Annotated in this window: 19 protein-coding genes; 10 read left to right on the plus strand and 9 right to left on the minus strand. The window is 73.7% G+C overall.

What is annotated here, in order from left to right; translation table 11 throughout:
• Nucleotides 1-33 precede the first annotated feature (33 nt).
• Nucleotides 34-672 (plus strand): hypothetical protein, encoded by a 639-nt coding sequence (locus H1D33_RS20935; protein ID WP_181571537.1) that lies wholly within the window; start codon nucleotides 34-36, stop codon nucleotides 670-672.
• Between the two features lie 45 nt (nucleotides 673-717).
• On the opposite strand, the gene H1D33_RS20940 is transcribed toward H1D33_RS20935, so the two are convergent.
• Nucleotides 718-1,914 (minus strand): acyl-CoA dehydrogenase family protein, encoded by a 1,197-nt coding sequence (locus H1D33_RS20940; protein WP_181571536.1) that lies wholly within the window; start codon nucleotides 1,912-1,914, stop codon nucleotides 718-720.
• A gap of 174 nt (nucleotides 1,915-2,088) precedes the next feature.
• On the opposite strand from H1D33_RS20940, the gene H1D33_RS20945 reads away from it, so the two are divergent.
• Complete coding sequence (locus H1D33_RS20945) at nucleotides 2,089-2,490, plus strand: DUF4190 domain-containing protein (protein WP_181571535.1); 402 nt, start codon at nucleotides 2,089-2,091, stop codon at nucleotides 2,488-2,490.
• Nucleotides 2,491-2,494: 4 nt separating this feature from the next.
• Here H1D33_RS20945 and H1D33_RS20950 read toward each other — a convergent pair whose 3' ends face one another.
• Nucleotides 2,495-3,385 (minus strand): SDR family NAD(P)-dependent oxidoreductase, encoded by an 891-nt coding sequence (locus tag H1D33_RS20950; protein ID WP_181571534.1) that lies wholly within the window; start codon nucleotides 3,383-3,385, stop codon nucleotides 2,495-2,497.
• A 116-nt stretch (nucleotides 3,386-3,501) separates the two neighbouring features.
• On the opposite strand from H1D33_RS20950, the gene H1D33_RS20955 reads away from it, so the two are divergent.
• Nucleotides 3,502-3,993: a DUF4190 domain-containing protein gene (locus tag H1D33_RS20955; protein ID WP_181571533.1), complete on the plus strand. Its 492-nt coding sequence runs from the start codon at nucleotides 3,502-3,504 to the stop codon at nucleotides 3,991-3,993.
• A gap of 46 nt (nucleotides 3,994-4,039) precedes the next feature.
• Here the strand turns inward: H1D33_RS20955 and H1D33_RS20960 are convergent, their stop codons facing one another.
• Nucleotides 4,040-4,996 (minus strand): HpcH/HpaI aldolase/citrate lyase family protein, encoded by a 957-nt coding sequence (locus H1D33_RS20960; RefSeq protein ID WP_181571532.1) that lies wholly within the window; start codon nucleotides 4,994-4,996, stop codon nucleotides 4,040-4,042.
• Between the two features lie 127 nt (nucleotides 4,997-5,123).
• Here H1D33_RS20960 and H1D33_RS20965 point away from each other — a divergent pair, with 127 nt between their 5' ends.
• Both H1D33_RS20965 and H1D33_RS20970 read left to right on the plus strand, forming a co-directional pair.
• Nucleotides 5,124-5,948, plus strand: a complete 825-nt coding sequence (locus tag H1D33_RS20965; RefSeq protein ID WP_181571531.1) for an SDR family NAD(P)-dependent oxidoreductase — start codon at nucleotides 5,124-5,126, stop codon at nucleotides 5,946-5,948.
• Nucleotides 5,949-5,989: 41 nt separating this feature from the next.
• A complete protein-coding gene (locus H1D33_RS20970) occupies nucleotides 5,990-6,277 on the plus strand; it encodes a hypothetical protein (RefSeq protein ID WP_181571530.1) in 288 nt (95 codons plus the stop codon).
• A 5-nt stretch (nucleotides 6,278-6,282) separates the two neighbouring features.
• Here H1D33_RS20970 and H1D33_RS20975 read toward each other — a convergent pair whose 3' ends face one another.
• Nucleotides 6,283-8,436, minus strand: a complete 2,154-nt coding sequence (locus tag H1D33_RS20975; RefSeq protein ID WP_246411966.1) for an APC family permease — start codon at nucleotides 8,434-8,436, stop codon at nucleotides 6,283-6,285.
• Between the two features lie 67 nt (nucleotides 8,437-8,503).
• Entirely contained in the window at nucleotides 8,504-9,199 is a 696-nt protein-coding gene (locus H1D33_RS20980) for an HAD family hydrolase (protein WP_181571528.1), read from the minus strand.
• Between the two features lie 106 nt (nucleotides 9,200-9,305).
• On the opposite strand from H1D33_RS20980, the gene H1D33_RS20985 reads away from it, so the two are divergent.
• The gene (locus tag H1D33_RS20985; protein WP_181571527.1) at nucleotides 9,306-10,262 is read left to right on the plus strand and encodes a DMT family transporter; all 957 of its coding nucleotides are present in this window, start codon (nucleotides 9,306-9,308) and stop codon (nucleotides 10,260-10,262) included.
• A 45-nt stretch (nucleotides 10,263-10,307) separates the two neighbouring features.
• On the opposite strand, the gene H1D33_RS20990 is transcribed toward H1D33_RS20985, so the two are convergent.
• Together H1D33_RS20990 and H1D33_RS20995 are read right to left on the minus strand one after the other, a co-directional pair.
• Nucleotides 10,308-10,841 (minus strand): hypothetical protein, encoded by a 534-nt coding sequence (locus H1D33_RS20990; protein WP_181571526.1) that lies wholly within the window; start codon nucleotides 10,839-10,841, stop codon nucleotides 10,308-10,310.
• A 377-nt stretch (nucleotides 10,842-11,218) separates the two neighbouring features.
• The gene (locus H1D33_RS20995) at nucleotides 11,219-12,088 is read right to left on the minus strand and encodes a PhzF family phenazine biosynthesis protein (protein ID WP_181571525.1); all 870 of its coding nucleotides are present in this window, start codon (nucleotides 12,086-12,088) and stop codon (nucleotides 11,219-11,221) included.
• A 33-nt stretch (nucleotides 12,089-12,121) separates the two neighbouring features.
• Between H1D33_RS20995 and H1D33_RS21000 the strand changes: the two genes are divergently transcribed.
• Genes H1D33_RS21000 through H1D33_RS21010 form a run of 3 tightly spaced genes read left to right on the plus strand, consistent with a single transcriptional unit; the run spans nucleotide 12,122 to nucleotide 15,162 of the window.
• Nucleotides 12,122-13,402, plus strand: a complete 1,281-nt coding sequence (locus H1D33_RS21000; RefSeq protein WP_181571524.1) for a magnesium transporter MgtE N-terminal domain-containing protein — start codon at nucleotides 12,122-12,124, stop codon at nucleotides 13,400-13,402.
• On the plus strand, nucleotides 13,395-14,006 hold the full coding sequence (locus tag H1D33_RS21005) for a DUF1003 domain-containing protein (RefSeq protein WP_181571523.1): 612 nt from the start codon (nucleotides 13,395-13,397) through the stop codon (nucleotides 14,004-14,006). Before H1D33_RS21000 ends, H1D33_RS21005 begins: the two co-directional genes overlap by 8 nt.
• 10 nt (nucleotides 14,007-14,016) lie before the next feature.
• Nucleotides 14,017-15,162 carry a P-loop NTPase gene (locus H1D33_RS21010; protein ID WP_181571522.1) on the plus strand — a complete coding sequence of 382 codons (1,146 nt, stop codon included), beginning with the start codon at nucleotides 14,017-14,019 and terminating at the stop codon, nucleotides 15,160-15,162.
• A gap of 76 nt (nucleotides 15,163-15,238) precedes the next feature.
• On the opposite strand, the gene H1D33_RS21015 is transcribed toward H1D33_RS21010, so the two are convergent.
• Nucleotides 15,239-15,664 carry a twin-arginine translocase TatA/TatE family subunit gene (locus tag H1D33_RS21015; RefSeq protein WP_307755229.1) on the minus strand — a complete coding sequence of 142 codons (426 nt, stop codon included), beginning with the start codon at nucleotides 15,662-15,664 and terminating at the stop codon, nucleotides 15,239-15,241.
• Nucleotides 15,665-15,736: 72 nt separating this feature from the next.
• Nucleotides 15,737-17,029: a S1C family serine protease gene (locus H1D33_RS21020; protein WP_181571521.1), complete on the minus strand. Its 1,293-nt coding sequence runs from the start codon at nucleotides 17,027-17,029 to the stop codon at nucleotides 15,737-15,739.
• Between the two features lie 232 nt (nucleotides 17,030-17,261).
• Between H1D33_RS21020 and H1D33_RS21025 the strand changes: the two genes are divergently transcribed.
• Nucleotides 17,262-17,906, plus strand: a complete 645-nt coding sequence (locus H1D33_RS21025) for an O-methyltransferase (RefSeq protein ID WP_175441281.1) — start codon at nucleotides 17,262-17,264, stop codon at nucleotides 17,904-17,906.

A 17,906-nucleotide genomic window follows, 5' to 3' on the forward strand; every position in this document is an offset into this window, starting at 1 on the left:
TTGCGACTGTATTGCGAAAGAGGGGGTGCGACGGTGAGACGAGCGATCCGGCTGGCCAGGCGAGTCGTGGCGTACGAGTGGGGCATGTGGCGCAGCCTCACCCGGTGGACGCTGCGCCGCCCCTACCCGGTGGCGCCCGGCGCGGCGACGTTCGCCAACGTCGGCGGCGTGCAACCGATCCTGCTGGCCTTCATCGCCCTGTCCACGATCGAGATCCCGATCCTGGACGTGATCCTCCGGCACACCGTCGACTCGCCGACGATCCGGCACGCGGCGATCGGGATCGGCGTCTGGGGCGTGCTGTGGATGGTCGGGCTGCTGGCCAGCCTGCGGATCCACCCGCACGTCGTCGACGACGCCGGCCTGCGGGTGCGCAACGGAGTCTCGATCGACATCACGATCCCGTGGGCCGCCGTGGCCGACGTGGCGGTCCGCCGCCGGTCGCTGCCGTCCAGCCGCGCCGTGCGGTACGACGAGGACGACCCGGAGGTGCTGAACCTCGGCGTCGGCAGCCAGACCGCGATCGACGTGACGCTGCGGGCGCCGCTGACGGTGCCGCTGCCGAGCGGCCCGAGCACCGAGGTCCGGGAGATCCGGATGTACGCGGACGACCCGGCCGCGCTCGTCGACCGCGCCCGCCGGCACCTCCCCACCACTCAGCCGAAGCGTTAAGCGGGGGCCCCGCCTCTACCGAAAACGTTAAGCGGGGGCCCCGCCTTACAGCTTGTACTCCTTGAGGAGGCCGCGGGAGATGATCGTCTTCTGGATCTCCGAGGTGCCCTCGCCGATCAGCAGGAACGGCGCCTCGCGCATCAGGCGCTCGATCTCGTACTCCTTGGAGTAGCCGTAGCCGCCGTGGATGCGGAACGCCTCCTGCACCACCTCGGCGCAGTATTCCGAGGCGAGCAGCTTGGCCATCCCGGCCTCGACGTCGTTGCGCTGGCCGGCGTCCTTGAGCCGGGCCGCGTTGACCATCAACGAGTGCGCGGCCTCGATCTTCGTGCCCATCTCGGCGAGCTTGAACGCGATCGCCTGGTGCCGGGCGAGCGGCTGGCCGAACGTCTTGCGCTGCTGGGCGTACGCGACGGCCAGCTCGAACGCGCGAATCGAGATGCCGCAGGCGCGGGCCGCCACGTTGACCCGGCCCACCTCGATGCCGTCCATCATCTGGTAGAAGCCGCGGCCGACCTTGTCCTCGCCGCCGAGCACGGCGGAGGCCGGCACGGTGACGCCGTCGAGCACCATCTCGGTGGTCTCGACGCCCTTGTAACCCATCTTGTCGATCTTGCCGGGGATGGTCAGGCCGGGCGCGGTCTCGCCGAAGCCGGGCTCCTTCTCCAGCAGGAACGTGCTCATGTTGCCGTAGACCGAGTCGGCCCCGGTGTCGGTCTTGACCAGGGTCGCCACCACCGACGAGTACGCGCCGTTGGTCAGCCACATCTTCTGCCCGTTGAGCACGTAGGTGTCGCCGTCGCGGACCGCCTTCGACTTGATCGCCGAGACGTCCGAGCCGCACTCCGGCTCCGACATGGAGAACGCGCCGCGCACCTCGCCGGTGGCCATCTTCGGCAGCAGCCGGGCCTTCTGGTCCGCCGAGCCGTGCTGGGAGATCAGGTACGCCACGATGAAGTGGGTGTTGACGATGCCGGAGATCGACATCCAGCCCCGGGACAGCTCCTCGACCACCAGCGCGTAGGTGAGCAGCGACTCGCCGAGGCCGCCGTGCTCCTCGTCGATGGTGAGGCCGAACAGCCCCATCTCGCGCATCCCGTCGAGGATGTCGGTGGGGTACTCGTCGGCGTGCTCCAGCCGCTGGGCGTGCGGGATGATCTCCTTGTCGGCGAACTCCCGAACGGTTTCCAGGATCGACCGCTGCACGTCGGTCAGGCCGGGCGTCTGGGCGAGTCGAGCCATCTCAGCCTCCGGGGTCGGCGCATTACTCATGGGTAACTGAACGCTCGGTCAGTATCGGCCCCGGGACCGGCCGCGCCAAGGTGACCAGTCCACACAACCGCTGTGAAAAGGTTCACCGCTGCGGGTAGCGTCCGCAAGAGAGAAGGCGGTTGACCTGCGGCAAAGGGGGCGAGCGTGACCGACGAGCAGCCACCGTCGCCGTACGAGCCGCCGTCGCACGGCCAGCCGTACGGGCAACCGCAGTACGGCCAGCACCAGCCGCAGTGGGGCCAGCAGCCGCCCTACGCCCCGCAGCCGCCCTACGGGCAGTACGGCCCGCCCGGCGAGCCGCCGCGACCACGCGGCACCAACGTGCTCGCCATCCTGTCGCTGGTGCTCGCGTTCGTCTTCGCCCCCGCCGGCATCGTCTGCGGACACCTGGCCAAGCGGCAGATCCGGCAGACCGGCGAGGAGGGCGACCAGCTCGCCACCTGGGGGCTGATCCTCGGCTACGTGTTCACCGCGCTCGGCCTGCTCGCCTGCTGCGGCTGGATCGGCCTGGCGCTCTGGGCCAACTCCGACAACAACGGCTACTGACGCCTCAGCGGAACTGCGCCTCCCGCACGCTGTTGCCGCCGTCGACCACGAGCATCTGCCCGGTGATGTACGACGCGGCCGGCGAGCAGAGGAACGCGATGGCGGCGGCCACCTCGTCCGGCGTGCCGGGCCGGCCCACCGGCGTGCCGTGCCCCTGCTTGATCTCGGCCAGGGTGGACGCCGCGGTGTGGATGATGCCCGGCGCGACCGCGTTCACGGTCACCCCGTCGGCGATCATCTCCATCGCCAGCGCCCGGGTCAGCCCGACCACACCGGCCTTCGCCGCCGCGTAGGCGGCCTCGGTGGGCAGCGCGTTGACCGGGCCGGCGGTGGCCGCCAGGTTGACGATCCGCCCCCAACCGCGCTCGGACATGCCGTTGATGAACGCGCGGCTGCACAGGAACGCGGTGGTCAGGTTACGGTCGATCTCGCCGCGCCACTCGTCGTAGGTGAGCTGGGCCACCGGCCGCAGCACCTCCGGGCTGGCCCGGCTCGCCAGGCCCGCGTTGTTGACCAGCACCTCGACGTCGCCGAGCTGCTCGGCCACCGCGTCGGCCAGCGCGCCCACCTCCGACTCGTCGGTCAGGTCGGCGACGAAGCCGGTGACGCCCAGCTCACCGGCGCGCTCGTGGATCCGCCGGGTGGTCGACACGATCGCCACCCGGGCGCCCAGGTCGGCCAGCCGGCGGGCGGTCGCGTAGCCGATGCCGTCCGCGCTGCCCGCGCCGGTGACCAGCGCGACCCGGCCGTCCAGCCGCATGGTGGCGGTCTCCGGGAGCGGCTCGCCCCGACCCTGGTCGGCGCCGCCCGCCGGCTCGCCGGCACGCGGGCGGCGCACCGACCCCGGCCGGCTCATGTCCCGTCGCGACCGACCACCACGCGCGTCAAGTGCCATGCCCAGGATCCTGCCCGCTGTGGACCTTCCGGGCAATGCGGCACCCGGAAAGGGGGTCCTCCGGGTTGCTCCCGGATGGCTACCCTGACCCGGACCACGTACCTGGAGATGATCAGATGAGCTATCCCCCACCCCCCGGTGGTTGGCACGACCCCTCGGCGGCCGGGCCCCAGTCGAGCCCGCCGGCCGATCCGTACGCGCCCGTCGACCCGTACGCCGGCATGAAGTCCGCCGACCTGTACGCGGCGGCCGGTCATCCGCCGGCCGCGTACCCGCCCCCGGCGGGCTATCCCGGATACGGGTATCCCTCCGCACCGAAGCAGAACGGCCTGGCCATCGCCGCGATGGTCGTGTCGATCGTCGGCGCGCTCGGCCTCTGCGGTTACGGCCTCGGCGGCTACATCGGCGTGGTCGGCGCGATCCTCGGCCACGTGTCCCGCAAACAGATCAGGGAGCGCGGCGAGGGCGGCGAGGGCTTCGCCACCGCGGGCATCATCGTCGGCTGGATCTCCACCGTGCTGGCCGTGCTGGCCACCATCGCGATTGTGATCTTCATCGTCTGGGCGGCCAACCAGGACTCGTCCGGCTACGACAGCACGGGCTACTGAGCTCGGCGGGCCGCCCCAGGTGTGCTCCGGGGGCGGCCCGGGCCGGTCACTCCGACGGCGGGGTGAACGAGGAGGTACGCGTCATCCCGGCGGCGCGGCCCTTGGCCGCGATCACCAGCGCCATCTTGCGGGACGCCTCGTCGATCATCTCGTCGCCGAGCATCACCGCGCCGAGCTTCCCGCCCGCCTCCGAGGTGTACCAGTCGTAGGCGTCCAGGATCAGCTCGGCGTGGTCGTAGTCGGCCTGCGCCGGCGAGTAGACCTCGTTCGCCGCGTCGATCTGGCCGGGGTGCAGCACCCACTTGCCGTCGAAGCCCAGCGCCGCCGAGCGCTTGGCCACCTCGCGGAACGCGTCGGTGTCCCGGATCTGCAGGAAGGGGCCGTCGATGGCCTGCTTGTCGTGCATCCGGGCGGCCATCAGGATCCGCATCAGGATGTAGTGGTAGGGATCGCCCGGGTAGTCCGGGATCAGCGCGCCGACCACCAGCGACTTCATGTTGATCGACGCCATGAAGTCGGCCGGGCCGAAGATGATCGTCTCCACCCGGGGCGACGCGGCCGCGATGGCGTCCACGTTGACCAGCCCGGCCGCGTTCTCGATCTGCGCCTCGATGCCGATCCGCCCGACCTCCAGCCCCAGCGTCCGCTCGATCTGGGTGAGCAGCAGGTCCAGCCAGTGCACCTGCTCGGCGTTCTGCGCCTTCGGCAGCATGATGCAGTCCAGGTTCGCCCCGGCGCCCTCGACCACCTCGATGACGTCCCGGTAGGTCCACGGCGTGGTCAGGTCGTTCACCCGCACCACCCGGGTCTTGCCGGCCCAGTCGCCCTCGTTCAACGCGGCCACGATGTTCTTGCGCGCGTCCGGCTTGGCCAGCGGCGCGACCGCGTCCTCCAGGTCCAGGAAGACCTGGTCGGCGGGGAGGCCCTGGGCCTTGCCGAGCATCTTGACGCTGGAGCCGGGTACCGCGAGGCAGGACCGGCGGGGGCGACCGACAGCGGTCATGGATGCGCTCCTTCCAGCGTCCGGCGGGAAGCGCGCCGACGCGGCGGTGGATGTCGAGAACTTAACGATCCCAAAGGACGGGGCTACGCCACGGTAACCTCGTGCCGTGACCGGGGTGAATGGACCTGTGGAAGATCTCACTGAGCGTCGGATCGTGGTGCTCACCGGCGCCAGCTCCGGCATCGGGCTGGCCGCCGCCGTGGAGCTGGCCCGGCGCGGCGACCAGGTGGTGCTGGTCGGCCGGGACCCGGCCCGGCTGCGCGCCGCCGGGGAACGCGTGCGCGAGTCCTGCGGCGAGCAGCCGGAGCTGTTCCGCGCCGACTTCGCCGTCCTCGACGACGTACGCGGGCTCGCCGAGCGGCTGCGCGCCAGCTACGACCGGATCGACGTGCTGGCCAACAACGCCGGCGCGATCGTGCTCGAACCGATCACCACGGTCGACGGCTTCGAGCTGAGCATGCAGGCCAACCACCTCGCCCCGTTCCTGCTCAGCAACCTGCTGCGCGACCGGGTCCGGCGGATGGTGGTGACCGGCTCCGACGCCCACCGCAGCGGCGTGCTCGACCCGGACGACCTCAACGCCGCGCTGCGCCACTACCGCCCGTTCCGCGCGTACGGCACCAGCAAGCAGGCGAACATCCTGTTCACCGCCGAGGCGGCGCGGCGCTGGCCGGAGCTGCCGGCGTACGTGTTCCACCCCGGGGTGGTGCGCACCCGGTTCGGCACCGAGAGCCGGGCCGTGGCGCTCGCCATGCGGCTGCTGCCGTTCCGCAGCCCGGAGAAGGGCGCCGAGACGCTGGTCTGGCTCGCCTGCCAGGACCCGTCCCGGTTGACCGACGGCGGCTACTACGCCGACCGCAAGCCGCACCGGCCGCGCCCCAAGGCCGCCGACCCGGCGCTCGCCGCCCGTCTCTGGGCCACCAGCGCCAAGGCGGTCGGCCTGGACGCCTGACGGGTCACCGCGACCGCCGCCGCGCTGCCACACTCGACGCCATGACGACGGGGAACGAGGTGCTGCTGGTCGCGCTGGTCGACCTGAGCGCCGACGCGGCGGCCGGCCGGCGCTACGAGGACGCGGTGCTGGCGCTGCTCGACCGGCACGACGGCACGCTGGAACGGCGGCTGCGCACCGGGGACGGGCAGACCGAGGTGCACGTGATCCGGTTCGCCTCGCGGGCCGGCCTCGACGCCTTCCTGGTCGACCCCGACCGCGCCGCGCTCCGCGCCGAGCTGGGCGAGGCCGCCCCGACCACCCGGGTGCTGGAGGTCCACGACGTCTGAGGCGGTCAGTGCGACACGTGCACCGGGACGCTGGTGACCACCACGCCGGGCAGCGGCCGCAACGCCGCCCGCAGCCGCTGCTCGGCCCGGCTGTGCAGCAACCGGTGCCGGCGCCGGCGCAGCACCACCTCCGGCACGATCACGGTGAGCGTCAGCTCCGGGCGGGCGGTGTGCAACGCCTCCAGATAGTGCGCCAGCGGCCCGATCACCGCCCGGTACGGCGACACGATCGTCTCCAGCCGCAGGTGGTCGCCCCAGGCCCGCCACTGCTCCCGGAACCGGTCCGCCTCCGCCTCCTCCGGCGCGATGTGCACCGCCAGCGTCGGCCGGCCCAGCGACGCCGCGTACGCCATGGCCCGCAGCGAGGCCCGGTTCAGCCGGGCCACCGGCACCACCACCAGGTGACGTACCTGTTGGGGCAGTTCCTCCCCCTCGGCGGACCCGGCCGGTCCGGGCGGCGCGTGCGGGGGCGGCGGGTGCAGCGCGAGCGCGCGGTGCACCGTGGCGTAGTGCCCGTGGATCCGCCGGAAGAGCAGCACCAGCAGCGGCACCGCGACCACCACCACCCAGGCGCCCTCGGTGAACTTGGCGACCGCGGCGGTCAGCAGCACCAGCCCGGACAGCGTCGCGCCGACCGCGTTGACCGCCAGCCGGCGACGCCAGCCCCGCCCCCGGCGACGCCGCCAGTGCACCACCATGCCGGCCTGCGACAGCGTGAAGGCGAGGAAGACACCGACCGCGTAGAGCGGGATCAGCGACTGGGTGTGCCCGCCGAACGCGACGAAGACCACCAGCGCGGTGAGCGCCAGCGCCACCAGGCCGTTGCTGAACGCCAACCGGTCGCCCATGTGCAGGAACCGACGCGGGGCATGGCCGTCGCGGGCCATGAAGAACAGCAGCCGGGGGAAGTCGTTGAACGCGGTGTTCGCCGCCAGCAGCAGGATCAGCGCGGTGGTGGCCTGGAGGATCGCGTACCACGGGCCGGTCGGGAAGGTGACCCGACCGAGCTGGGACAGCACGGTCTCGTCCGCCCGGGGCACCAGGCCGTCGAGGTGGATCAGCCCGACCAGACCGGCGAAGAGCGTGACCAGCATGGCGACCATCCAGCCCAGCGTGGTGCGGGCGTTGCGCCACTCGGTCGGGCGGAACGCCGGCACCGCGTTCGACACCGCCTCGATGCCGGTCATCGACACCGCGCCGGAGGAGAACGCCCGCAGCACCAGCAGCAGCCCCAGCCCTTCCGCGGCCGGCACCGCCGGTGGCGGCACCGGCGCGAAACCCCGGGCCGCGGCCTTCGCGTAGCCGACCGCCAGCACCACCAGCAGCACCACCACGAAGGCGTACGTGGGCAGCACGAAGATGTTGCCGGCGGTGCGTACGCCGCGCAGGTTGCCGGCGAGCAGCACGGCGATCACCAGCACCCCGATCGGCACGGTCCAGCGGGTGAGCCCGGGCAGCGCCGAGGTGACCGCGTGCACGCCGGCGGCCACCGACACCGACACGGTCAGCACGTAGTCGAGCATCAGCCCGGCCGCCGCGGCCAGCCCCGGCGTACGCCCCAGGTTGTCCCCGGCGACGATGTACGACCCGGCGCCGTGCGGGTAGGCCGGGATGGTCTGCCGGTAGGAGAGACCCACCGCGACCATCAGCACCGCCAGCAGCGCGGCCAGCGGCAGGGCCAGCCCGAGCGCGGCGCCGCCGGCCAGCACCAGCACGGCGAGCATCGCCTCCGGCCCGTACGCCACGGAGCTGAGCAGGTCCGACGAGAGCACCGGCAGCGCGACCAGCTTGCGCATCCGCTCGTAGAGCACGGAGCTGCTGGCCAGCGGCGGCCCGACCAGGCTCCGGCGCAGCCGGGTGAGCGCCCGGCCGCGCCGGTCGTCGGGCAGGTGCGCCGGACCGGTGGCGACCAGCTCGTCCGGCTCCGCCACGGTGAACAGGTCGATCGGCGTGAGCCGACCGAACCGGGTCGGGCGCGGGCGGTGGTCGCGCCGGCCCAGCGTCGGGTCGACCGGCAGGTCGTCGGCGCGGCGCGGGCCGTGCCAGCGCGCGCCGAGGCGACCGAGCGCGGCCCGCTCCTCGGCGCCGAGCGGCGGGAACTCGGCCGAGGGGGTGACGACGGTGCCCTGTTCCGCCGCGTCGTCCCGGTCTGGCTCCATCCTCCGCACTGTCGCGCACGGCGGGGCGGCCGGTGACCGGTTCGGCCACAGTTCGGCCGACCGGCACCTACCCGACGGCGACCGGGTCGAGCAGGTCGAGCACGCCGGTGAGCGAGGTCAGCACCGGCCCGTCCCACTCGCGGTCGGCGTTGAACACCATGTGGCCGGCGAGGTCGGGCGCGGCCAGCCGGACAGCGCGCAGGCCCACCCGCTCCGCGCCGGTCAGCTCCTGGCTGCCGCCGTCGCCGACGTAGAGGCAGTCGGCCGGGGCCCGGCCCAGCCGGTGGCAGGCGGCCAGGTAGAGCGCCGGATCCGGCTTGCAGCGGCCGAGGCGCACCGAGAAGACGCGGGTGTCGAGCAGCGGGGCGACCGCGAGCTGGGGCAGGAACGCCGGCAGTTCGTGCGTGCAGTCGCTGACCAGCCCGGTCCGTACGCCCCGGCGGCGCAGCGCGGCCAGCACCGGCACCGCCTCCGGGCGCAGCCGGGTGTCGGCGCGTACCGCCCGGTGCCGGGAGGCGACGGCGGCGCGGACCGCGGCGTCGGAGGGGCGCACGCCGACCTGGGCGCAGACCCAGCGCATGGTCGACTCGGCGTCACCGAAGAACCCGCTGGCGCGCGCGTAGTAGCTGCCGTCGAGCACGTCGACCAGGGCCTCGGTGGAGCAGCCGAGCTGCTCGGCGATGACGTCGTGGGCGGCTCCGCGCCGGACGCTCTGGGTCAGCGTGCCGAAGAAGTCGAACAGCACCGCGTGGAACCTGGGCATGGGGGGGATGCTCCGGACGTCGAGGGGGAGGGTCGCCGGGTCGCGCATGATCGTAACGGAGTGCTGACGTTCCGTGTCGCCGGTCTCCGTGTGAGGATTGCTCCCCGTGTCCACCGCTCCACACCGCCCGCCGCTCGACGCGCCGACCCTCGGCGCGCTCGCGCTGGCCGTCGCCGCCGTCTCGTCCTCCGCCCCGCTGATCGCGTTCGCCGCCGCACCGGCGCTGGCCGTCGCGTTCTGGCGCAACCTACTGTCGGCGGCGGTGCTCGGCCCGGTCGCGGTCACCCGTCGGCGGGCCGAACTCCGCGCGCTCACCGTCGGGGCCGGCCGCCGGGAGGGGCTGTTCTGCGTACTCTCCGGTGTGGCGCTGGCCGCCCACTTCGCCACCTGGATGCCGAGCGCGAAGCTCACCTCGGTCGCGGCCGCGACCGCACTGGGGGCGACGCAGCCGGTGTGGCAGGGGCTGATCGCCCGCTGGCAGGGGCGGCGGCTGCCGGCGGTGACCTGGGCCGGCATCGCGGTGGCGGTGCTCGGCGCGGCGCTCGCCACCGGCGCCGACGTCGCCGTCTCCGGCCGCGCGTTCGCCGGTGACCTGCTGGCCGTGGCCGGTGGCATGTTCGCGGCCGTCTACACCGCCTTCGGCGAGCGCGCCCGGGCGAGCATCAGCACCACCACCTACACCACCGTCTGCTACGGGGTCTGCGCGGCGATCCTGCTCGTCGTCTGCCTGCTCGGCGGCGTGCGCCTGCACGGCTGGGACGGCGGGACCTGGCTGGCCATCGTGGGCCTGGTGGTCGGCGCCCAACTGCTCGGCCACTCGATGTTCAACTACGCCCTGCACCGGGTCTCCGCGACCACGGTCAGCGTGCTGATCCTGCTGGAGGCGCCCGGCGCGGCCCTGATCGGCTGGGCCTGGCTGGGCCAACTGCCCCGGCCGCTGGCCCTGCCCGGGCTGGCGCTGTTGCTGGCCGGCGTCGCCGTGGTCGTGCTCGGCGGCGCCCGGGCCGGACGGCGCGCCGCACCCGCCGCCGTACCCGCCGACGCCGCCCCGCCGCCCGACTGACCGGCCGGGTGGCCGGGCCGGGTGGCCGGGTGGCCGGCTTGGGCGTCAGCGGCGGCGGACCCGGTGCAGCCGGAACGGCTTGCGGACGGCCCGGACCGCCGACGCCGGCCGCGGCTGCTCGGCCAGCGACCCGGCCGGCAGGTCGCCGCCGGTCAGCGCCGTGCCCGCCGGGGTGAGCCGATTGACCGCGCAACCCTCGGCCGCCCACCGCGTCACCAGCTCGGCGGCCGAACCGGAGGCGTTGAGCCGCTTCGCGGCCACCAGCGGCGCGGCGGTGTCCCACTCCTCGGTGCCGGGTCGCAGCCGGGTCACCCGCGCCGGCCAGGTGACGATCCGGCCACCGTGGTCGCCGCGCAACGTCACCTCGGCCGCCTCGGCATCGGCCAGCCCGGGCGCGGCCTGCTCACCGGGCCCGGTCACCACCAGCAGCGCGCCGTCCAACGGCAGGCACCACAACGCGGACGCCGGGCCGTCGCCGACGCCGACCCAGCACACCGCGGCCTTCTTCACCGCCTCGTCCACCAGCGGTGGCGTCACCCGCTCGTCCACCTCGTCGCTCACCCGACCATCCTCCCGCATCCCGCGCCTGTCCGGGCCGACGACCGGGCCGCCCCCGGGCCCGGCCTCACCGAAGCCGGTCGGCGCCCCCGGTCCTCGTGGTGTACGCGGTCCTCGCGTTTGGCCGCAAAAGCCCTGGTCGGACCACCGGTCGCCGAGTGGACACAGCGGATCGGTCACGCGCGGAGCGCCGCCGCTCAGTGCCTTTGGAGCTGATATCAAAAACGACTCAGCCGGGGGTGCAGCGCCTGCGCCCCGGCCCCGGCCCGCACAGCTTGATATCACCAACGACTCAGCTCTAAAGGCGCTGGAACCGAGTGACCCGCCCAGCGCCCGGGCGCGAGAACAAGCGCTGAACCCCAGCGGGGAACAGACCGGCGCCGGGGGGCGGGAACGACTCAGCCGATGAAGGGTGGGACGGTGATCTCGCCGCGCGCCACCGGCATCACCTGGCCGGACACGGTCGCGCCGACCGCCGTCCCGCCCGAGGCGGTCACGGTGCAGGCCAGCGACGACGGCCGGTTGATCTCGATGCCCTGGCGCACCGAGTACGGCGTGCGGCCCTCGCCCGGCAGCAGGCCGCTGGCCACCAACCAGACGCCCAGGCCCAGGGCGGCCGAACCGGTGGCCGGGTCCTCCGGGACACCGATGCCGGGCACGAAGACGCGGGCGTGCGCGGTTTGCGACTCGGGATCCCAGGAGAAGAGGCTGACGTGCTCGACGCCGTACCGCTCCGCCGCCGCCGTGTTCAACCGTGCCCGGGGCACGGCGTCGGGGCGTACCGGAAGGTAGGGGAACTCCAGCCCGCAGCCGGCGACCCGCGGCGGCGGGCCGGCGTGGTCGGCGGCGGTGAGACCGGCGATCTCCAGCAGCGGCTCCGGGTCGAGTTCCGGGCCGAGCGTCGGCGTGCCCCCGGTCAGCGTCGCCCCGGTCTCGGTCACCTCGATCGGCAGCACGCCGGCGCCGCACTCCTGGGTGACCCTGCCCACACCGAAGACGCCACGCCGGCCGGCGGTCACCGCGGCGCCCACGCTCGGGTGGCCGGCGAACGGCAGCTCGTCGGTCGGGGTGAAGATCCGGGCCCGGTAGGTCGCGCCGGCCTGCGTGGGCGCCAGCACGAAGACCGTCTCGGACAGGTTGAACTCCAGCGCGAGCGCCTGCATCTGCTCGGTGGCCAGACCTTCCGCGCCGAACACCACGGCCAACGGGTTGCCGGCGAACGGGCGGTCGGTGAAGACGTCCACGATCTCGTAGGCCAAGGTCGACATGTTGTTAGAGAGTAGGCCCTTAGGCTGGTGCCCGTGAGTACGCCGAACCGGGTCTACATCGCTCGACTCGCCGGAGTCGCCGTCTTCGACCCGAACGGCGACCAGGTGGGGCGCGTCCGGGACGCGGTCGCCCGGATGCGGCCGACCCAGCGTCCGCCGGAGATCGTGGGGCTGGTCGCCGAGATGCCGATGCGGCGACGCATCTTCCTCTCCATCAACCGGATCACCTCGATCGACCCGGACGCCGTGGTGCTCGGCAGCGGCACCCTCAACCTGCGCCGCTTCGAGAAGCGCCCGAACGAGCTGCTGGTGCTCCAGGAACTGCTCGACCGGCGGGTGCAGCTCGACACCGGGCAGGCCGGCTCGGTGGTGGACGTGGCCATGGAGTGCAGCCGCGGCGGCGAGTGGGCACTGACCCGGGTCGCCGTGCGTGAGCAGACCGGCCGGCTCAGCCGCCGCGGCCACCTGCACCAGGTGGAGTGGGACCGGGTCCGCGGCCTCGGCGTGGTGGGCGACAACCGGGGTACGGCGAACCTGCTCGCAGTGCTGGAGGACATGCGCCCGGCCGACCTGGCCAACGCCCTCCAGGACCTGCCCGACGCCCGGCGCAACGAGGTGGCCGCCGCCCTGGACGACGAGCGCCTGGCCGACGTGCTGAGCGAGCTGCCCGAGCGCGACCAGGTGGAGATCCTGGCCGGGCTGGACCGGGAACGCGCCGCCGACGTGCTGGAGGAGATGGACCCGGACGACGCCGCCGACCTGCTCAACGAGCTGCCCCCGCCGGAGCAGGACGTGCTGCTCGACCTGATGGAGCCGGACGAGGCGGACCCGGTGCGCCAGCTACTGCGCTACGCCTCCGGCACCGCCGGCAGCGTGATGACCTCGGAGCCGGTGATCCTGCCGCCGGACGCCACCGTCGCCGAGGCGCTGGCCCGGATCCGTGAGGTGCAGCTCTCCCCCGCCGTGGCCGCGCAGGTCTTCGTGGCCCGCGCTCCGTTGACCACGCCGACCGGGCGCTACCTCGGTATGGTGCACTTCCAGCGGTTGCTCCGCGAACCCCCGGCCGACCTGCTCGGCGGGATCGTGGTCAACGACATCGACCCGCTCCGCACCTCGACCTCGCTGACCGAGATCACCCGTCGGATGGCCACCTACGACATGGTGGGCATGCCGGTGGTGGACCGGAACAACCGGCTGGTCGGCGCGGTGACCGTGGACGACGTGCTGGACCAATCCCTGCCGCGCGACTGGCGGGACCGGGACGCGGCACCGACCCCGTCCGCCACCGACGACGGGACCGGGGACGATGACTGAGCAGCGACGCGGCGAGCGGCTGGACCAGCCGCGCGCCCCCCGGGGCCTGCACCTGCCCCGGATCGACGCGGACTCGTTCGGCCGCTGGGCCGAGGGCATCGCCCGGGGCATGGGCACGGCGAACTTCCTCGTCTACATGACGCTGATCCTCGCCGCCTGGTTCCTCTGGAACACGCTCGCCCCGGCGCACCTGCGCTTCGACCCGTACACGTTCACGTTCCTGACCCTGGTGCTCTCCCTGCAGGCCTCCTACGCGGCCCCGCTGATCCTGCTCGCGCAGAACCGCCAGGCGGACCGGGACCGGGTCTCGCTGGACGAGGACCGGCGGCGGGCCACCATGCAGAAGGCCGACACGGAGTACCTGGCCCGGGAGATCGCCGCCCTGCGGATCGCGATGGGCGACGTGGCGACCCGTGACTTCCTCCGCTCCGAGCTGACCCGGCTGGCCGAGGAACTGGACGAGGCGGCCGAGCGGCGGCGCAAGCTGGCACGGCGGCAGCAGGAACGGGTGCCCCGGCGGCCGGCCGGCGAACCGCTGGACGAGCCTCGTGACGACTTCGACGGTGATTACGCCCACGACGGCCGGCAGGAGAGCCCGACGTAACATTGCGGGCATGTCAGCACCCGTCAGCACCGTCTCCGACGCGATCCAGGCCGCGTTGGCCACCGTCAACGACCCGGAGATCCGCCGGCCGATCACCGAACTCGGCATGGTCCGCTCCGCCGAGCGGGACGACGACGGCGTGGTCCGGGTGGAGCTGCTGCTCACCGTGGCCGGCTGCCCGCTGAAGGACAAGCTGCGGACCGACATCACCGCCGCCGTCGGCGCGGTGCCCGGGGTGAGCGGTGTCGAGATCATCTTCGGCGTGATGAGCGCGGAGCAGCGCCAGGAGCTGCAGTCGAAGCTGCGTGGCGGCGGCACCGCCGAGCCGGTGATCCCGTTCGCCCAGCCCGGCTCCCGGACCCGGGTCTACGCGGTCGCCAGCGGCAAGGGCGGCGTCGGCAAGTCCAGCGTCACGGTCAACCTGGCCGCCGCGCTGGCCGCCCGCGGCCTGTCGGTGGGCGTGGTGGACGCCGACATCTACGGCCACTCGGTGCCCCGCATGCTCGGCGCGGACGGTGCGCCGACCCGCGTCGAAGACATGATCATGCCGCCGCAGGCGCACGGCGTGAAGGTCATCTCGATCGGCATGTTCACCCCCGGCAACTCGGCCGTCGTCTGGCGCGGCCCGATGCTGCACCGGGCGCTGCAGCAGTTCCTCGCCGACGTTTACTGGGGCGACCTGGACGTCCTCCTGCTCGACCTGCCGCCGGGCACCGGCGACATCGCGATCTCGGTGGCCCAGCTCCTGCCGAACGCGGAGATCCTGGTCGTCACCACCCCGCAGGCGGCCGCCGCCGAGGTGGCCGAGCGGGCCGGCGCCATCTCGCTGCAGACCCACCAGCGGGTGGTCGGCGTGATCGAGAACATGTCCTGGCTGGAGCTGCCGGACGGCACCCGGATGGAGGTCTTCGGGGCCGGCGGCGGCGCGGCGGTGGCCGAGTCGCTGACCCGGACCATCGGCGCGCAGGTGCCGCTGCTGGGGCAGATCCCGATGGACACCCGGGTCCGCGAGGGCGGCGACGCGGGCCGACCGATCGTGCTGGCCCAGCCGGACGCGCCGGCCGCCAAGGCCATGTTCGAGGTGGCCGACCGGCTCGCGGTGCGCCGCGAGTCCCTGCTCGGCAAGCCGCTCGGCCTCAAGCCCGCGGGCCGCTGACCCTCGATTCCCCGCTCCCCCACCGCCCCTTCCCGGTCCGCCGGGGAGGGGCGGTCCGCGTCGGGGCCGGGGTGGGTCAGGTGGCGTCGTCGTAGGAGGGGCGGGGCGCCGGCGGGGTGGGGGCGGCGGGAGTCGCCACCGCCGGGCGGGCGGAGCCGTTGCGCAGGTCGGCCGCCTTGGCCACGTCCTTCAGCTCGTCGTGCACGCCGGTGACGTCCGAGCGCAGGTTGTCGTACATGCTCTGCAGCGGCTTCCGGATCGCCTGCTCGTCGTCCTCGCTGAGCAGGTGCTTGCGGATGAACGCCTTGGGGTGCAGGTCCTCCAGCTGGATGTCGGTGCCCAGCTCGCGGCTCAGGTCGCCGGTGGCGTTCCGCGCCATGTTCCGCAGGTTGCGGACCATCCGGAGGCCGTCGTTGATCACGTTGGGCAGCCGGTCCCCGAAGATCAACAGTGCCAGGAGCAGCAGGACGCCGATCTCCCACCAGTTCAGGTTCTCGAACACTCCGGCCTCCTCGTCCGTGTCAGGGCAAGCCTACGCACGTGAGGGGACCGTCGGGGAGGGGGTGACCGGTCCTCACTTCGCGTCCGCGGCGAGCGTCACCGAGGTGTTCTGCCGCGCCGCCCCGCGCCGGTACTCCACCGTCACCACCGAACCCGGCGCGTACTTGCGCACCAGCGCCACCAGATCGGTCGGGTCGGTCATCGGATGGCCGTCCAGCCGGAGCACCACGTCCCCGGTGCGCATCCCGGCGGTCGCCGCCGGGCCGGCCGGCTCGACCGCGTTGAGGCGGACCCCGCCGCCGGTCGCGCCGGTGCCGCCCACCGAGGCGCCGATCACGGTACGCCGGGCCCTGCCGGTGCCGATGATCTCCTCGGTGACCCGCTTCGCCTGGTTGATCGGGATGGCGAAGGCGAGCCCGATGTTGCCCGCCTCCTGCCCGTCGGCCACCAGCGACTTGATGGTCGAGTTCACGCCGACCACCCGGCCGCCCCCGTCCACCAGCGGGCCGCCGGAGTTGCCGTGGTTGACCGCGGCGTCGGTCTGGATCGCCGCGTAGTAGCGGGTCGGGCCGCCCGGCTCCCCCGCCTGCATGGTGCGGTCCAGCGCGCTGACGATGCCGGCGGTGACCGTGTTGGTCAGCGACAGCGGCGAACCCATGGCCAGCACCGGGTCACCGACCGCGAGCGCGTCCGAGTCGCCGAACTGCACCGGGGTCAGCCCGCTGCGGCTCACCTTGATCACCGCGATGTCCGACTCCGGGTCCTGCCCGACCACCGTGCCGGCCGCGGTGCTGCCGTCGTTGAACAGGACCGTGGCCTTGCCCGGGCCGTCCGCGACGACGTGGTCGTTGGTGACGATGTGCCCCTCGGCGCTCACCACGAAGCCGGAGCCCTCGCTGGTGCCGCCGAGGCTGGCCACCCGGATGGTGACCACGCTGGGCAGCACCCGCTCGGCGACCCCGGCCAGCGACTCGGGCTTGCGCTGGGCCAGCGCCGGGGCCTGCCCGGCCTGCGCGCCGAGCGTCGGCACGTCCCCGCCGCGCAGCACGGCGTAGGTCAGGGCGCTGCCGAGCGAGCCGGCCAGCAGCGCGGTGATCAGTGAGATGAGCACCACCTGACGCAGCCCCGGCCGGGTCGGCCGGTCCGGGTCGGTGACCGGCTCCGGCTCGCCCGACGCGTCGGGGGCGGCGGCCGGGACCACCACGGCCGCCGGCGCGTACGGGTCCCGCCACGGATCGGCGAGCGCGTCGGTCCACCAGGGCGACGTCGTCGAGCCCCCGGCACCCGGTTGCGGCTGCCCGGGGGCCGGCCCTCCCGCCGGTGCCCCGGCTCCGCCGGGCCGGCGCCAGTCCCAGCCGTCGGTCACGTCGTGCCTCCCACATCGTCCCGCTCGCCCCGCGCCGGGCGCCGGCGGAGCCGGACGACCGTGGCGCGCGGGACACGTCCAGGATTGCACGGATGCCCCGGGTGGAGTCAGGGGTTGCCGCCCGTGATCGTCCGGCGGCCGACTCGCGGCTGCGCGGCTACCGGGTCGCCTCTACGCTCACAGTGCCAACCGACCCTTCGCACCAGCCCGCCCCCGGAGGTGTCCCATCGCCATGGTCGCCGGTCACGGCAGTTCGACGGCCCAGGCGCTGCAGTTCGCCGAGTCGTACGTCACCGAGGACATCGTGCTGCGCACGGCCCGCGCGCTCGCCCACGAGGTGGGCGTGGAGGCGGTGACGCCGGGCGCCGGCGCCGCGCTGCGGCTGCTCGCCGCCGCCGGCAACGCCCGGGCGGTGGTGGAGATCGGCACCGGCACCGGGGTCAGCGGCGTCTGGCTGATGCGCGGCATGCGTCCCGACGGCGTGCTCACCACGATCGACGTGGAGGTCGAATACCAGCGCCTGGCCCGGCGGCTGTTCCAGGAGGCGGGCTTCCCGTCGGGGCGTACCCGGATCATCACCGGCCGGGCCCTCGACGTGCTGCCGCGCCTCGCGGACGGCGTCTACGACCTGGTCTTCGCGGACGCGGCGGCGACCGGCTTCGCGGCGTACGTGGACGCGGCGCTGCGGCTGCTGCGCCCCGGCGGGGTGCTCGCGCTCAACGGCGCGCTGGCCGCCGGCCGGATCGGCGATCCGGCCGCGCGGGACGTGGAGACGGTCACCGTCCGGGAGACGATCAAGGCGATCCGCGAGTCGGAGCACTGGGTGCCCGCGCTGCTGCCGGTCGGCCACGGCCTGCTCGCCGCCGTGAAGAGCTGA

Source organism: Micromonospora ferruginea (assembly GCF_013694245.2).
In the GTDB taxonomy this organism is placed as follows: Bacteria; Actinomycetota; Actinomycetes; order Mycobacteriales; family Micromonosporaceae; genus Micromonospora; species Micromonospora robiginosa.

Bases quoted from the DNA above. Each gene is read 5' to 3' on its own strand.
- H1D33_RS21005 (WP_181571523.1), top strand. From the start codon at position 13,395: ATGACTGAGCAGCGACGCGGCGAGCGGCTGGACCAGCCGCGCGCCCCC.
- H1D33_RS20960 (WP_181571532.1), bottom strand. From the start codon at position 4,996: ATGACCGCTGTCGGTCGCCCCCGCCGGTCCTGCCTCGCGGTACCCGGC.
- H1D33_RS21010 (WP_181571522.1), top strand. From the start codon at position 14,017: ATGTCAGCACCCGTCAGCACCGTCTCCGACGCGATCCAGGCCGCGTTG.
- H1D33_RS20990 (WP_181571526.1), bottom strand. From the start codon at position 10,841: ATGCGGGAGGATGGTCGGGTGAGCGACGAGGTGGACGAGCGGGTGACG.
- H1D33_RS20940 (WP_181571536.1), bottom strand. From the start codon at position 1,914: ATGGCTCGACTCGCCCAGACGCCCGGCCTGACCGACGTGCAGCGGTCG.
- H1D33_RS20950 (WP_181571534.1), bottom strand. From the start codon at position 3,385: ATGGCACTTGACGCGCGTGGTGGTCGGTCGCGACGGGACATGAGCCGG.
- H1D33_RS20975 (WP_246411966.1), bottom strand. From the start codon at position 8,436: ATGGAGCCAGACCGGGACGACGCGGCGGAACAGGGCACCGTCGTCACC.
- H1D33_RS20955 (WP_181571533.1), top strand. From the start codon at position 3,502: ATGAGCTATCCCCCACCCCCCGGTGGTTGGCACGACCCCTCGGCGGCC.
- H1D33_RS20980 (WP_181571528.1), bottom strand. From the start codon at position 9,199: ATGCCCAGGTTCCACGCGGTGCTGTTCGACTTCTTCGGCACGCTGACC.
- H1D33_RS20970 (WP_181571530.1), top strand. From the start codon at position 5,990: ATGACGACGGGGAACGAGGTGCTGCTGGTCGCGCTGGTCGACCTGAGC.
- H1D33_RS21025 (WP_175441281.1), top strand. From the start codon at position 17,262: ATGGTCGCCGGTCACGGCAGTTCGACGGCCCAGGCGCTGCAGTTCGCC.
- H1D33_RS20995 (WP_181571525.1), bottom strand. From the start codon at position 12,088: ATGTCGACCTTGGCCTACGAGATCGTGGACGTCTTCACCGACCGCCCG.